This window comes from Actinomadura geliboluensis, from assembly GCF_005889745.1.
In the GTDB taxonomy this organism is placed as follows: domain Bacteria; phylum Actinomycetota; class Actinomycetes; order Streptosporangiales; family Streptosporangiaceae; genus Spirillospora; species Spirillospora geliboluensis.
In genome coordinates this window covers 1-14237 of sequence record NZ_VCKZ01000246.1, presented here as the reverse complement: position 1 = coordinate 14237, position 14237 = coordinate 1, and the positions used below count along the sequence as shown (strand labels likewise).

Genomic DNA, 14237 nt, shown 5'->3' with positions numbered 1-14237 from the left:
CCCCGAGCCGGACCGGCCCCGTTCCCGCTGGTGGGGGGCGGCGGCCAGCAGCGTCGCCACCAGGTGCGGATCGCGGACCCGGTCGGCCGGACGCCGCGCCCCGGTGACCCGTCCCCGCGCCGTCCGCGCCCGCGACCGCCGCCCGGCGGCACCGTCACCGACCCCGGGCACCTCCAGCCGAGGCACCGCATGCGGCGCCTCCGCCGCCACGACCCGCTCACCCCCGCCGCCAGTGGAGGTGTCATCCCCCGGCGAGCTGGTCTCACCGGGCGTCCCGTCACCTCTCGGCCCGTCATCCCGGGGCCCGTCATCCTGCGGCCCGTCCTCCCGCGGCCCGTCGTCCTGCGGGCCCTCATCCTGCGGGCCGTCGTCCTTCGGGCCGCCGCCGGGCGGGGGCGGCTCGTCGGGGGAGGAGCGGTCCAGAAGGTCGTCGAGCAGCGACTCGTCCAGGCCGGGCGCGTCGAACGGGTCGCGGCGGCGCCGGTGCGGCAGCGACAGCCGGGCGGCGGCGCGGACGTCCTCCTCCGACACCTCGCTCCGGCCCCGCCAGGCCGCGTGCGCCATCGCGGCGTTCGCCGTGACGATGTCGGCGCGCAGCCCGTCCACCTCGAATCCCGCGCACACGGCCGCGATCTGCTCCAGCCGCTCGTCCGGCAGCCGGACGCCGCCGAGCCGCGCGCGGGCCTCCGCGATCCGCGCGGCGAGATCGGACTCGGCGCCGGCCCACCGCGCCGCGAACGCCTCCGGGGCAGCGTCGAACGCCAGCCGCCGCCGGACGACCTCCGCACGCTCGCGCGGCTCCCGCGACGCGGCCACCTCCACCGTCAGCCCGAACCGGTCGAGGAGCTGCGGCCGCAGCTCGCCCTCCTCGGGATTCATCGTCCCGACCAGCAGGAACCGGGCCGCGTGCCGGACCGACAGCGACTCGCGCTCCACATAGCAGGTGCCGAGCGCGGCGGCGTCCAGGAGCAGGTCCACCAGGTGGTCGTGCAGCAGGTTCACCTCGTCGACGTACAGGACGCCCCGGTGCGCCGCCGCGAGCAGTCCCGGCTCGAACGCCTTCACGCCCTCGGTCAGCGCCCGCTCCACGTCCAGCGACCCGGCGAGCCGGTCCTCGGACGCGCCGACCGGCAGCTCCACCAGCGCGGACGGCCGCCGCTCCGCCGGGCCGCCCGGCTCGTGCGGGCCGTCCGGGCAGGACGGGTCCGGCGCCGCCGGGTCGCACGCGAAGCGGCAGCCCGCGACGACGTCCACGGCGGGCAGCTGGGCCGCGAGCGCCCGCACGATCGTCGACTTCGCGGTGCCCTTCTCACCCCGCACCAGCACCCCGCCGACGCGCGGCGAGACGGCGTTGAGGAGCAGCGCCAGCTTCAGGTCGTCCAGGCCGACGACGGCGCTGAACGGATACAGGGCGGTCAAGGAACCACCTTCCGGTTGACGTGGACGACCCGCCGACTGCTCGGAGCAGCGGCGAGCCGCGTGGTGGACAGGGGCGCGAGCTCGAAGCGGCCGACACCGGCGGCACCCAGGCCGCCGACGCCACGTGCCGGACGAACAGCCCCCGTGGGGCGGGCACCCCATTCAGGCAGGCACCCCGTTCAAACAGGCGCCCGGTTCAAGCAGGCGCCCCGTTCAAGCAGGTACCGGGGCGGGACGACGGGCGGCCCGGTCGCAGGCCCACCCGAACAGCGCGCCGAACGACGCCCAGAACACCAGCTGCGTCCCGAGCGAGGTGATGCGGAACTCCCACAGCAGCGTGGCGGGGAACCCGTCGGGCACCTCGTCCACCCCCGGCAGCAGCAGCGACGCGACGGCCACCGGGACGACGAAGGCGAGCACGGCCGCCGGCCACCGCGCCCACGGCCCGCCGGGCACGCGCCGCGCCGTGGTCACCGCGATCGCGGTCGCGAGCAGCCCGACGCCGATCATCGCCAGGTACAGCAGGGTGCGGCCGTTGATGGTCTCGGGATCGCCCACCGCGGGCGGGTTCGCCGGATACTTCAGGAACGGGACGAGGATGACGGCGGCGAAGCCGGTCCCGGCGGCGGCGAGCGCGAGCCCACCGTCCGACTCCGGACCGACCCGCCCGCGCAGCCCCGCGTAGACGAGCGCGAACACGCCGCCGACGGCGACCCCGTACAGGCCGGTGGCGAGGAACAGCCCGGCCTTCTGCGTGCCGCGGCTCACCTCTTCCTCGTGAGCGTGCCCCTGTCCACCGTGCCCCTGTCCACTGTGCTCGTGAACATGCTCGTGGGCGGCGGCGGCGTTCTCCAGTGCGATCGCCTCGTCGATGCGCGGCTCACCGGCCGCGAAGGCGAAGACGCCCGCGACGAGGCCGGCCAGCAGGCCCAGAAGAAGGCCCCTGACCAGCAGGGTGCGTACCATGCGGCGGCCTAGTGGCAGGGCACGGCGAGCAGGTGCCGGCCGTCGTGCATCAACTCGTGCAGGTAGCCGCCCGCCTGCGACACGGCGCCGTTGTCCATCAGGACGAGGTAGCCGATCAGCAGCAGCACGGGCACCGCGAGCAGCCACGGAGCGATTCGGGGAAGGGGGATGGTGCGGGCACTGAGCGTGCTCACGGAGCCTCCATGAGGGATCTAGCGCGTCCCGGACAATGAGGTCGCGGCCACCCGAGCGACCTGGCTCCCGGGATCGTCGTCCTGGATACAGTGGCGCGTCCGCACCGGCATCTCACCGGATTTCCCTCGGGCAACCGTGAATCAAGCGAACCGTACGGGCCGCCCGGACCGCTGTCAACAGCCCGGTGTCCGGCCCGTGCGGAGCGGGGGCGGGCCGCCCCGCACGGGCGCGAACCGTCAGGAGGCGGCGCAGGCGGCGCCGTTGAGCGTGAACGCGGACGGCGCGCCGGTGCCGCCGGTGTGGGTGGCCTGGAAGCCGATCCCGACGGATCCTCCGGCGGGGATCGCGGCGTTGTAGGACACGTTCGTCGCGGTCACCGCGCCGCTCGTCGGCCGGTAGGCGGCGCCCCACCCGGAGGTGATCGTCTGCCCGGCGGGGAGCGTGAAGCCGAGCGTCCAGCCGTTGATCGCCGCGGACCCGGTGTTGGTGATGGTGATGCTCGCCACGAGCCCGGTGTTCCACGCGTTCACCGCGTAGGAGACGGCGCAGTCGCCGTCCCCGGGCGGCTCGGTGGTGCCGCCCTGGTCGAGGCCGAAGAACTGGATCGCCCGCTGCGCCATGCCGGACGCCAACAGGTTGTGGCCGACGCCCTGCAGGGAGTACGCCTCGACCTTGTCTCCGTAGCGGGTGCGGGTCCAGCCCTGCTGCGGCTGGTCGGTCGAGGTCGGCGTCGTCGACAGGCCGTGGACGTTCGTCCACTGGTCGATCTCCTCGCCGAAGTTGGGGTAGCGCAGCGTGTCGTCGGCGGTGCCGTGCCACAGCTGCACCCGCGGCCGGGTCCCGGAGTAGCCGGGGTAGGCGGAGCGGGCGATGTCGCCCCATTCCTGCGGCGTCTTGAGGACCGTCCCGTTGGCGCACGCGCTGTTCCAGCCGGAGCCGTCGGCGGTGGCGAAGCAGCCGTCGGGCACCCCCGCGAACGCCGCGCCCGCGGCGAACACGTCCGGGTAGTTCGCCAGCATCACGTTCGTCATCATCGCGCCGGACGACACCCCGGTGACGAACACGCGCGACGCGTCCCCGCCGTACCGCTGGAGCGCGTACCGGACCATCGACATGATCCCGACCGGGTCGCTCCCGCCGTCGCGCCGCAGCGCCTGCGCCGACGACACGTCGAAGCAGCTTCCGCTGCGCGTCGCGGACGGGTAGACGACGACGAACCCGTACTGGTCGGCCAGCCGCGCGAACTCCGTGCCCGAGTACATCGCCGGCCCCGACCCGGTGCACCAGTGGATCGCCAGCAGGACGGGAGGCTTCTCCTGGACGCGGTCGGGGATGTACACGTGCATTCGCAACCCGGTCGGGTTCGTCCCGAAACTGGTGACCTCCGTCAAGGCCGCCGCCGAGGCCGGCGGCCCCACGAGCACCGCCGCCGCCGCGACCAACACGCCCATCAGCACGCCTAAGACCCGCAGCAGTAAGACCCGCACCAGAACCACCCTTTTCCCGATCACAATTCGCAGGTGGAACGTCACTATGCGGCGGCGCGCGCGGAATGGACAAGCGACCTTCCACCGGTTTCACGGGCGGAACCGGGAACGAGGTGACAACACGGCGGGCGGACTGGAAGGCTTTGCGTCCGGGCCGGCGCACTCTCGGGTCAGCGCGGCACAGGACGGCGAGGAGGCGACGGCTGTGACGGTGTCGATGGTGAAGGGCCAGCGGATCTCGCTGGAGAAGCCCGGCGGCGCGCTCAGCATGGTCCGGATGGGCCTGGGCTGGGATGCGGTGAAGAAGAAGGGGTTCTTCGGCTCCCGTGAGCGGGACATCGACCTCGACGCGTCCTGCGTCCTGTTCGCCGACCAGAACCTCGCGGACGTCGTCTACTTCGGCAAGCTCGTCAGCGACGACGGCTCCGTCCGGCACACCGGCGACAACCTGACCGGGGCGGGCGACGGCGACGACGAGTCGGTCATCGTCGACCTGAACCGCCTCCCGGTGCACGTCACCTCGCTGGTGTTCACGGTCAGCTCGTTCAACGGCCAGACGTTCAACGAGGTGGAGAACGCGTTCTGCCGGCTCGTCAACGAGATGGACGGCGGCGAGCTCGCCCGGTACACGCTGACCGGCGGCGGCGCCCACACCGCGATGGTCATGGCCCGCATCTACCGGCACGGCGGCGCCTGGAAGATGAACGCGATCGGCGAGCCCTGCCACGGCCGCACGTTCCAGGACATGCTCCCGGCGATCGCGGCCCACGCCTGACGCCGATGACCGAACTCGCCCGCGGCGCCAACGCGGCACTGACCGCCCGGCGGGTGACCGCGACGGTCTCCAGCGCCGTGCCCGTCGACGTCAGCGCCCTGCTCGTCGGCCCCGACCTGCGCGTCCGCTCGGACGCCGACCTGGTGTTCTTCAACGCCCCGCAGGCGCCGGGCGTCCGCTGGTCGGACGCCGGCGGCCAGCGCGTCGACCTCGACCTCGACGCGGTCCCCGCCGAGGTCGCCGCGGTGCTCATCGCGGTCAGCCTCGCCGGGGGCACGTCGTTCGGGGCGGAGCCCCCGCGGGTGCTGCTGACCGCCGACGGCGCCGCGGTCGCCGCGTTCACCGTCCCCGGCCTCGGCCCCGAGCAGGCGATCATCGGCCTGGAGGTCTACCGCCGCGCCGGCGGATGGAAGGTGCGCGCGGTGGGCCAGGGCTACGCCGGCGGCCTCGCCGAACTGGTCGCCGCGCACGGCATAGAGGTGGACGACCCGGGGCCCCCGCCGCCCGCAGAGGCACAGTCGGTACAAGCCCCGCAGCCGCCGCCCGTCCAGCCGCAGCCCGTGCGGCCGCCGTCAGCGGCCGCACCGCCGCCGGTACCGCCGCCGGTACCGCCTCCGGCGCCGCCGCCCGATTCGGAGGTCGACTACCTCGAACGCTGCTGGCTCGTCTGGGAGGACGCGAGCCGCTCGCTGGCCGCGTTCCGCGCCGCGACCGAGCACGCGCTGACCGTCCGCAACGAGGAGATCGCCGGGCGGCGGCCCCGCGGCCGCTTCGACGAGCTGATGGCCACCGCCGACCAGCGGCTGCGCGCCGACGCCGCCCAGCTCCGCGACGAGCTGGCCCGGGTGGAGCCGCACGTCGAGGCGGAGGTCGCGCCGTTCGACGCGCCGTCCTGGCTGACCTGGCGGCCCCGCACCGACCTGGCCGGCGGCGTGCTGCTCGGCCGGCTGTCCACCGCCGAGCTGCCGGACCTGCGGATCCCGCTCGTCCTGCGGCTGCCGTGGCGGCGCGCCGTGTGGATCTCCCAGGGCACCATGCCGGGCGACTCCACCGCCTACGCCTGGTCGCTGGCGACCCGGTTCCTCGCCGCGGCCCCGCCGGGGCTCGTCGGGCTGGACGTCGTCGACGCGCCGGGCCTGTCGGGCGCGGGCTGGCTGCAGGGCTTCGACCCGGCCACGTCCGCCCGGCTCCTCGGCGGCGGCGTGGCCGTCGGCACCGGCGCGGCCGAACGCGTCCGCCGCCTGCTGGACCTGGTCGACCTGCGCCGCATCGGCGGCGGCGACGACCTGCCCGGCGGCGGCCCGCCGATCCGGCTGGTGGTGATCCTCGACGCCGGCGCCGCGCTCGACGGCGACGACGCGCACGGGCTGCTGCGCCTGGTGGAGGACGGCCCCTCGGCCGGCGTCCCGGTGCTGCTGGTGGAGACCGACACCCCGGCCGCCGAGTCCGTGCGCGCCGTCCGGCTCCGGCAGGCGTGCAACAACCTCCCGTCCAGCGCGGACGCCATCGCCGACTCGTGGGTCGGCACGGACTGGACGCTCACCCCCGACGTCCTCCCCGACGCCGCCGGCGCGCAGGCCCCCGCCCTGTTCACGCACGTCCTCGGCATGCACGCCCGCGCCCTCGCGTCCTACGACTGACACGCGCCCCCGGCGGTGACGCCCCCGCTACCCCGGGGGTAGGGCTTCGGCGCTTCCGCGTCTGTTGCCGCCGCGCCGGACCCGTCGCAGCATTTAGTGGCCGTACGACTACTGAATGTAATCGCGAGAGGGTGCGCGCATGGGGGAACGGCCTGGCGGGATCGACGGGCGCGCGGTCGCGGTCGTCGGGGTGGGGTGCCGGCTGCCGGGCGGCATCACCGGCCTGGACGGTCTGTGGGCCGCGCTGGAGCGCGGTGACGACCTGGTCGGCCAGGTGCCGCCGGAGCGGTTCGAGGCCGACCGGTTCGTCGACGAGCGGATGCCCCGGGCGAGCCGCAGCTACACCCGCGCGGGCGGGTTCCTGGCGGGCGACCCGGGCGGTTTCGACGCGGCCTTCTTCGGGATCTCGCCGAAGGAGGCCGCGGCGATGGACCCGCAGCAGCGGCTGCTGCTGGAGACGGCCGTGGAGGCGCTGGACGACGCCGGCATCGACCCGGCGTCCCTCGCCGGGTCCGACACGGGCGTGTTCATCGGGATCTCCGACCCCGCCTACGGCGTGCTGCAGATGCTGGAGCCGTGCGGGATCGGCCCGTACACGATGTCGGGGTCGACGCTGTCGATCGCGTCGAACCGGCTGTCGCAGGTGTTCGACCTGCGCGGCCCCAGCATGAGCATCGACACCGCGTGCTCGTCGTCGCTGCTGGCGGTGGAGCGCGGCTGGCGGACGCTCGTCGAGGGCCGGAGCCGGGTCGTGCTGGCCGGCGGGATGCACCTGCTGCTGAGCCCCGGCTCGTTCGTCGGGTTCAGCCAGGCGTCGATGCTGTCGCCGACCGGCCGGTGCCGGGCGTTCTCCGCGGACGCCGACGGGTTCGTCCGGGCCGAGGGCGGGGGCCTGGTGGTGCTGAAGCGGCTGGCCGACGCGCTCGCCGACGGCGACCGCGTGCACGGGGTGATCGTGGGCGCGGGCACCAACAACGACGGCCGCACGTTCGGGCTGTCGCTGCCCAGCCCGGAGGCGCAGGAGCAGCTGCTGCGGCAGGTGTACACCGAGGCCGGCGTCTCGCCCGACGAGGTCGTGTACGTCGAGGCGCACGGCACCGGGACGCAGGCGGGGGACCCGGCCGAGTGCCTGTCCCTCGGCCGGGCCCTCGGCGCGGAGCGCTCCGGCGGCCCGCTGCCGATCGGGTCGGTGAAGTCGAACATGGGGCACCTGGAGCCGGCGTCCGGCATGCCGGGCCTGTTCAAGGCCATGCTGGTCCTGCGGAACCGGATGGTGCCGCCGACGCTGCACGCCGGCACGCTGAATCCGGCCATCGACTTCGACGGGCTGGGGCTGCGCGTGGCGACGCGGCCGGTGCCGCTGGACGGCGCCGCCGCCCGCCCGGTGGCGGGGGTCAACTCCTTCGGGTTCGGGGGCGCCAACGTCCATGTCGCGCTGACCGTCCCGCCGCCGTCAGAGGAGGCCGGCGAGGAAGCCGGCGAGGAGGGCGGGCCGACAGCGGAGGCGCTGCCGCTGGTGGTGTCGGCGCGGACGCCGACCGCGCTGCGCGAGGCGGTCCGGCAGGCCGCCGGGGCGCTCGCGTCGACCGCCGACCAGGACTTCTACGACCTCGCCTACACCTCCTGCCGTCGTCGCGGCCTCCACCCGCACCGCGCCGCGGTCGTCGCGGACTCGCCCGCCGACGCCGCGCAAGCCCTGACACGCCTGCTGGACGGGAACGAGGGCGACGACGGCAACGCCCGCGAGGGCGAGGCGGCGTTCGCTGAAGCGGCCTTCGGTGAGGCGGTGGAGCACGGCCGCGTCGCGCTGGTGTTCTCGGGCAACGGTGCGCAGTGGGCGGGAATGGCCGCCGACCTGCTCGACGACGAGGTGTTCCGCGAGGCGGTCGAGGTGCTGGACGCCGAGCTGGCGCCGCGGCTGGGCTGGTCGGTCCTGGAGGAACTGGCCGTGCCCGCCGAGCGGTGGTGCCTGGCGGCGACGGAGGTCGCGCAGCCCCTGCTGTTCGCGGTGCAGGCGGGGCTCGCGGAGATGCTGAAGGCGGCGGGCGTGCGGCCGGGCTGCGTGCTGGGGCACAGCGTGGGCGAGGTAGCCGCCGCCTACGTCTCCGGGGCGCTGTCGCCCGCGCAGGCGGCGCGGGTCATCGCCGAGCGGAGCGCGGCGCAGGCGCAGGCGCGGGGCTGGGGACGGATGGCCGCCGTGGGCCTGCCGGAGGACGCGGTCCGGCGGCTGCTGGCCGACCATCCCGGCGTGGAGGTCGCCGCGGTCAACACCGACCGGGACGTCACCGTCGCCGGCCCGGAGGAGGCCCTGGCCGCGCTCGGCGAGGAGCTGGCGGCCCGCGACGCCTTCTTCCGGATGCTCGACCTGGAGTACCCCTTCCACAGCTCGGCCATGGACCCGATCCGCGACGGCCTGCTGGAGGCGCTGGCCGGGCTGCGGCCGGACCGCACCCGGATCCCGCTGCTGTCCACGGTGACCGGCGGCCTCGTGGACGGACCCGACCTGACCTCGGCGTACTGGTGGCGGAACGTCCGCGAGCCCGTCCGGTTCGCCGCCGCCGTCGAACGGGTGGCGGACGAGGGCTGCGACGTGCTGGTGGAGGTCGGGCCGCATCCGGTGCTGCGGTCCTACCTGCGCCGCGTCACCGGTAAGACGCGGGCCCGCGCGGCCGTCACCGCGACCCTGCGGCGCGGCGAGTCCGGCCCGTCCCGCATGCGCGCGGCGGTCGCGCACCTGATCGCGTCCGGTGCCCGCCTGGACTGGGACCGCCACTTCCCGCGCCCCGGCCGGGTGCGGCCGCTGCCCGCCTACCCGTGGCAGCGCGAGCGGTACTGGATCGGCGGCCCCGGCACCTGGATCAGCCGGTTCGGCGACCCGGCGATCCAGCATCCGCTGCTGGGCGAGCGGCTGCCGGTGCCGTTCCCCTCGTGGGCGGCCGAACTCGACCCGGGACGGCTCGGCTGGCTGCTGGACCACAAGGCGGGCGGACCCCCCGTCATGCCCGCCACCGGCTACCTGGAGATGATGGCCGCCGCCGGGCGGCTCGGGCTGCCGGAGGCCGCCGGCACGGTGGAGGTCGACCGGGTCGACATCGTCCGGGCGCTGGTGCTGTCGGCGGCGACCGGTACCGAGCCGACGTGCGCGAGCACCACGCTGTACCCCGAGACCGGCGTGGTCGTCGTGGCCGGCGCCGAGGACCGCACCAGGCAGCCGCGGGAGAACTGCCGGGGACGGGTCCGCCGCATGCTGCGCCCGGCTCCGCCGCCGGTGGACGTGGAGGCGCTGCGCTCCCGCATCAGCGAGCCGGTCGACGTCGCGGACTTCTACGCGCGCGCCGCCAAAGGACACATGGAGTGGGGCCCGCACTTCCGCGTGCTGACCGGCCTGTGGCGCGCCGGTAGGGAAATCCTCGGCTCCTACTCGTGCGACGCGCAGGAGGGCTGCGCCTACCAGGCGCATCCGGTCGTCCTGGACAGCGCGCTCCAGGCCGGAGTGGTGTGGCTGGTGGACGAGATGCTCGCGGGGAAGCACTACATGCCCGCGGCGATCGCCTCGATGCGGCTGTGGGACCGGCCCTCCCCGCAGGGGCTGCTGCACGTCCGGGAACGTTCGAGGTACGAGGACGAGGTCTGCTGGGACATCACCATCACCGACCTCGACGGCAACGTCAGCGCCGAGATCCTCGGCTGCCGGCTGCGCGCCGTCCGGGGCATCGCGACCCGGCTGACCCGCTACGAGACGGTGCTGCGCGCCGCACCCCGACCCGGCGCCGCCCACCACCCGAGCCTCGCAGCCGACGACCGGAGCCTCGCGGACGGCGGCACCCCCGTGGCGGAGCCGCGAGTGCTCCTCGACGAGGCGGCCCGCACCGCCGACCGGGCCCTTGTGGCGTGGCGCGAGCTCGACTACCCCCGGTTCGCCGCGCAGGCCGAGGAGGCGTTCGCGCACGCGGTCGCCCGCGCGCTGCGGGCACCGGGCGCCGACGGCCGCGCCCGCCCGTTCGACCCGCAGGAACTCCTCCGGTCCCATCCCGCGCCGGACCACCGGCGGCTGCTGGAGTCGGCGCTGCCGCTCCTCGAACGGCACGGCCTGCTGGGACGGCTGGGCCCACGGCAACTCCGCTGGGCGACCCCGCCGGCCGACCTGGACACCCTGCACGAGGAACTCATCTGGCGCGGGAACGCCTTCGCCGCGCACGCCGCCCTGACGGTGCTCGTCGGCACGCACCTGCCCGAACTGCTCGCCGGGCGCGAGACCGCCGCCGACCTCCTCGCGGGGGGAGGCGCCGACCTGCTGGAGCAGTTCCACCGCACCGGGCCGCTGTGCACGGCCGCCAACCGGGTCGTGCGCGCGGTGGTGGAGGGGATCGTCCGGCGGTGGCCCGCCGACCGGCCGCTGCGCGTCCTGGAGATCGGCGCCGGGACCGGCGGCACCACCGACGCGCTGCTGCCGGTGCTGCCCGCCGACCGCACCCGCTACACGGCCACCGACGCGGACGAGACCGTCCTCACCCGGCTGCGGCAGCGGTTCGCCGCGTCCGACCTCGTCGAATGCGCGGCCCTGGACATCGACCGGGCGCCCGCCGGGCAGGACGTGGCCGAGGGCGCGTTCGACCTCGTGGTCGCGGTGAACGTCCTGCACCTGGCCGAGGACGTCACCGCCGCGCTCGACCACGCGCGCACCCTCCTGGCGCCCGGCGGCCTGCTGCTGGCCGCCGAGCCGCACCGGCTGGGTGCGCTGCTGCCGGTCTTCGGCCTCCTGCCGGAGTTCTGGCGCTTCGCGGACCGCGACGTGCGTCCCGACTCGCCGCTCCTGCCGCGCGAGCAGTGGTCGGAACTGCTGGTCGACGCGGGGTTCACCGCCATCGGCGCCACCGGCGAGGGCGGGGAGTCCGAGCCCGGCGACTTCTCCGTCCTGCTGGCCGCGGCCCCGGAGCCCGCGTCCGGGGAGGCCCGTCCCGCGACCCCGGCGCGGTTGCCGCAGGCGGGGGAGGGCGACGCCTGGATCATCGCCGCCGAGGGCGACCAAGGCGTGGCCGACGCGCTTGAGGACGTCCTGCGGGACCGAGGCGCCCAGGTCGCCAGATCCGGCATCGGCACCGACCCCGGAGACTGGGCCCTGAAGGTGCCCGCCGACGCACGCAAGGCCGCCTTCTGCATCCTCCTGGACGACGCCGACGCCCCAGAAAACGACGCCGGAAACGCCGCCGAGCCCCCACCCGACCCGGCCGCGGAGGTGGAGCGGATCACCCGGCGGATCGCGGCACTCCGCGCCGTCGCGCTGGCCTGCGAGCAACTGCCCCATGACCTGGAGGTCTCCCTGTGGCTCGCCGCCCGCCCCTCCGGTGCCCTACCGGAGACGGGCGGGCCGGGGGCGGCCGAGCCGGAAGCCGGGACGCATCCGCAGGACGCCGCCGTCTGGGGCGCCGCGCGCTCCCTCGGCAACGAGCATCCGAACCTGCGGGTCCGGCGCGTCTGCCTCAGCCCGACCGGCGACCCCGCCCTGGACGCCGAGCGCCTGGCGGCGGAGATGCTCGCGCCGGACGACGAGGAGGAGATCCTCCTGACCCGCCGCGGCCGCTTCGTCCCGCGGCTCCGGGAGGCGCCGGCCGCCACCGTCCCGTCCACCGGAATCGGGGACGGCTGCGAACTCGCGGTCCGCGACCCCGGGCGGACGTTCACCCTGGACTGGCGGCAGAAACGCAAGGCCGAGCCCCGCGCCGGCGAGGTCGCCATCGAGGTCCGCGCGGCCGGGCTCAACTACCGCGACGTGATGCGCACGGCGGGCCTGCTGCCGGTGGAGGCCATCGAGGCGGTGCACGGATGGCACGAACTCGGGCTGGAGTGCGCCGGGGTCGTCAGCGCCGTCGGCGCCGGCGTCGCCGACCTGGCGCCGGGCGACCGGGTGCTGACCGCCGGCCCCGTCGGCATCGGCGACCACGCCGTCGTCCCCGCCTGGATGGCGATGCCGGTCCCCGACGGGCTGACCTACACCCAGGCGGCCACCCTGCCGATGGCGTTCGTGACGGCGACCCACTCGCTCATCCACTGCGCCCGCGTGCGGACGGGCGAGACCGTCCTGGTGCACGGCGGCGCCGGCGGCGTCGGACTGGCCGCGCTCCAGGTCGCCCGCGCCTGCGGGGCCCGCGTGATCGCCACGGCCGGCTCGCCCGCCAAGCGCGACCTGCTGCGCGCGCTGGGCGCCGAGCACGTCCTGGACTCGCGGAGCCTCCGCTTCGCGGACCGGGTCATGGAGCTGACGGAGGGGCGCGGCGTGGACGTTGTCCTCAACTCCCTCGCCGGGGAGGCGATCACCCGCGGCCTGGAGGTGCTGCGGCACGGCGGCCGGTTCATCGAGCTGGGCAAGCGCGACATCTTCGAGAACAAGCCGCTGCTGCTGCGGCCGTTCGGCGACAACATCTCGATGTTCGGGGTGGACGTCGGCACCCTGCAGTGGAAGGACCCCGAGCGCGCGGCCCGGGAGATCACCGCCTGCTACCCCCTGGTGCGGACGGGCGGCGTCACCGCGCTGCCGCACACGGTCTTCCCCGCCGCCCGGGTGGACGAGGCGTTCGCGCTGATGGGCTCGTCCCGCCACATCGGGAAGATCGTCGTCTCGTTCGCCGAGCACGACGAGCCGTTCCGCGTGCGGCCCCGGCGGACGGTGCCGGTCCTGGACCCCGAGGGCACCTACCTGGTCACCGGCGGGCTGACCGGGTTCGGCGCCGCGACCGCCCGCTGGCTGGCCCGCCGCGGCGCCCGCCACCTGGCCCTCGTCGGCCGCCGGGGCGCCGAGACGCCCGAGGCGCCGGGCCTGCTCGCCGACCTGCGCGCCCTGGGCGCCGACGCCCGCGCCTACGCGGCGGACGCCGCCGACCGCGCCGCCATGGAGCGGATCCTGCGCGGCATGGACGCCGACGGCCGCCCGCTGCGCGGCGTCGTCCACGCGGCGATGCACCTGGACGACGCGCCGCTCGCCGAACTGCCCGACGACCGGGTCCGCGCCGTCCTGCACCCGAAGGTCGCCGGGGCCCTGGTGCTGGACGACCTCACCCGCCACCGCGACCTGGACATGTTCGTCATGTACTCCTCCGTCTCCGCGCTCGGCAACATCGGCCAGTCGGCGTACGCGGCGGCCAACCTGTACCTGGAGGCGCTGGCCCGCCTCCGCCGCCGGCGCGGCGGGACCGCGCTCACGGTGGCGCTGGGGGCGCTCAGCGAGACCGGCGTGCTGGCCCGCGACGCCCAGGGCGGGACGCTGGCGGCGGTGTTCGGCGGCGAGGCGACGCGCCCGGCGGAGGCGCTCGCCGCCATCGAGGACATGCTGGCCGAGCAGGCCGACGTGGCGATGGTGGGCCGGTGCGACTGGGGCCGGCTCAGCCAGGTCATGCCCGGCCTGCGGCGGCCGATGACGGCGTCGCTGCTGCCCGCCGGCCTCGACGAGGAGGGCACCGACCGGACGCGGGTGCTGGAGGCGCTCGCCGCGATGGACCGCGAGCAGGCCCTCGCCTTCCTCGTCGCGGAGATCAGGCAGGTGCTCTCGGAGGTGCTGCTGCTCCCGGCCGACCAGATCGCCGTCGACCGCCGGCTGGACGAGTACGGGATGGACTCCCTGATGGGCGGCGAGCTGATGGCCTCCGTGCGGACCCGGTACGGCATCGACATCCCGCCCCTGGAACTGCTGCGCAGCGGCGGAACCATCGCCGACATCGCCCAGATCGTCCTGGTCCGCCTGGGGCTGTCGGCGACCGAGGC

The 14237-nt window shown here is 75.5% G+C and carries 7 protein-coding genes; 3 read left to right on the top strand and 4 right to left on the bottom strand.

The genetic code is table 11. The features are described 5' to 3' along the window. From ETD96_RS28250 to ETD96_RS28235, 4 genes are all read right to left on the bottom strand, one after another. Positions 1-1419: magnesium chelatase ATPase subunit I (locus ETD96_RS28250; RefSeq protein WP_240808287.1), on the bottom strand; the 1419-nt coding region annotated here is incomplete at its 3' end. A 213-nt stretch (positions 1420-1632) separates the two neighbouring features. Next, positions 1633-2385 (bottom strand): CbtA family protein, encoded by a 753-nt coding sequence (locus tag ETD96_RS28245; RefSeq protein WP_138639531.1) that lies wholly within the window; start codon positions 2383-2385, stop codon positions 1633-1635. 8 nt (positions 2386-2393) lie between these two features. After that, positions 2394-2579 carry a CbtB domain-containing protein gene (locus ETD96_RS28240; protein WP_138639530.1) on the bottom strand — a complete coding sequence of 62 codons (186 nt, stop codon included), beginning with the start codon at positions 2577-2579 and terminating at the stop codon, positions 2394-2396. Between the two features lie 237 nt (positions 2580-2816). Then, positions 2817-4067: an extracellular catalytic domain type 1 short-chain-length polyhydroxyalkanoate depolymerase gene (locus tag ETD96_RS28235; protein ID WP_240808286.1), complete on the bottom strand. Its 1251-nt coding sequence runs from the start codon at positions 4065-4067 to the stop codon at positions 2817-2819. A 205-nt stretch (positions 4068-4272) separates the two neighbouring features. On the opposite strand from ETD96_RS28235, the gene ETD96_RS28230 reads away from it, so the two are divergent. From ETD96_RS28230 to ETD96_RS28220, 3 genes are all read left to right on the top strand, one after another. After that, complete coding sequence (locus ETD96_RS28230) at positions 4273-4842, top strand: TerD family protein (protein WP_138639529.1); 570 nt, start codon at positions 4273-4275, stop codon at positions 4840-4842. Between the two features lie 5 nt (positions 4843-4847). Beyond that, complete coding sequence (locus tag ETD96_RS47700; RefSeq protein ID WP_138639528.1) at positions 4848-6482, top strand: TerD family protein; 1635 nt, start codon at positions 4848-4850, stop codon at positions 6480-6482. Positions 6483-6621: 139 nt separating this feature from the next. Further along, on the top strand, positions 6622-14237 hold a 7616-nt coding region (locus ETD96_RS28220; protein WP_138639527.1), incomplete at its 3' end, for a type I polyketide synthase.

Bases quoted from the DNA above. Each gene is read 5' to 3' on its own strand.
- ETD96_RS28245 (WP_138639531.1), bottom strand. From the start codon at position 2,385: ATGGTACGCACCCTGCTGGTCAGGGGCCTTCTTCTGGGCCTGCTGGCC.
- ETD96_RS47700 (WP_138639528.1), top strand. From the start codon at position 4,848: ATGACCGAACTCGCCCGCGGCGCCAACGCGGCACTGACCGCCCGGCGG.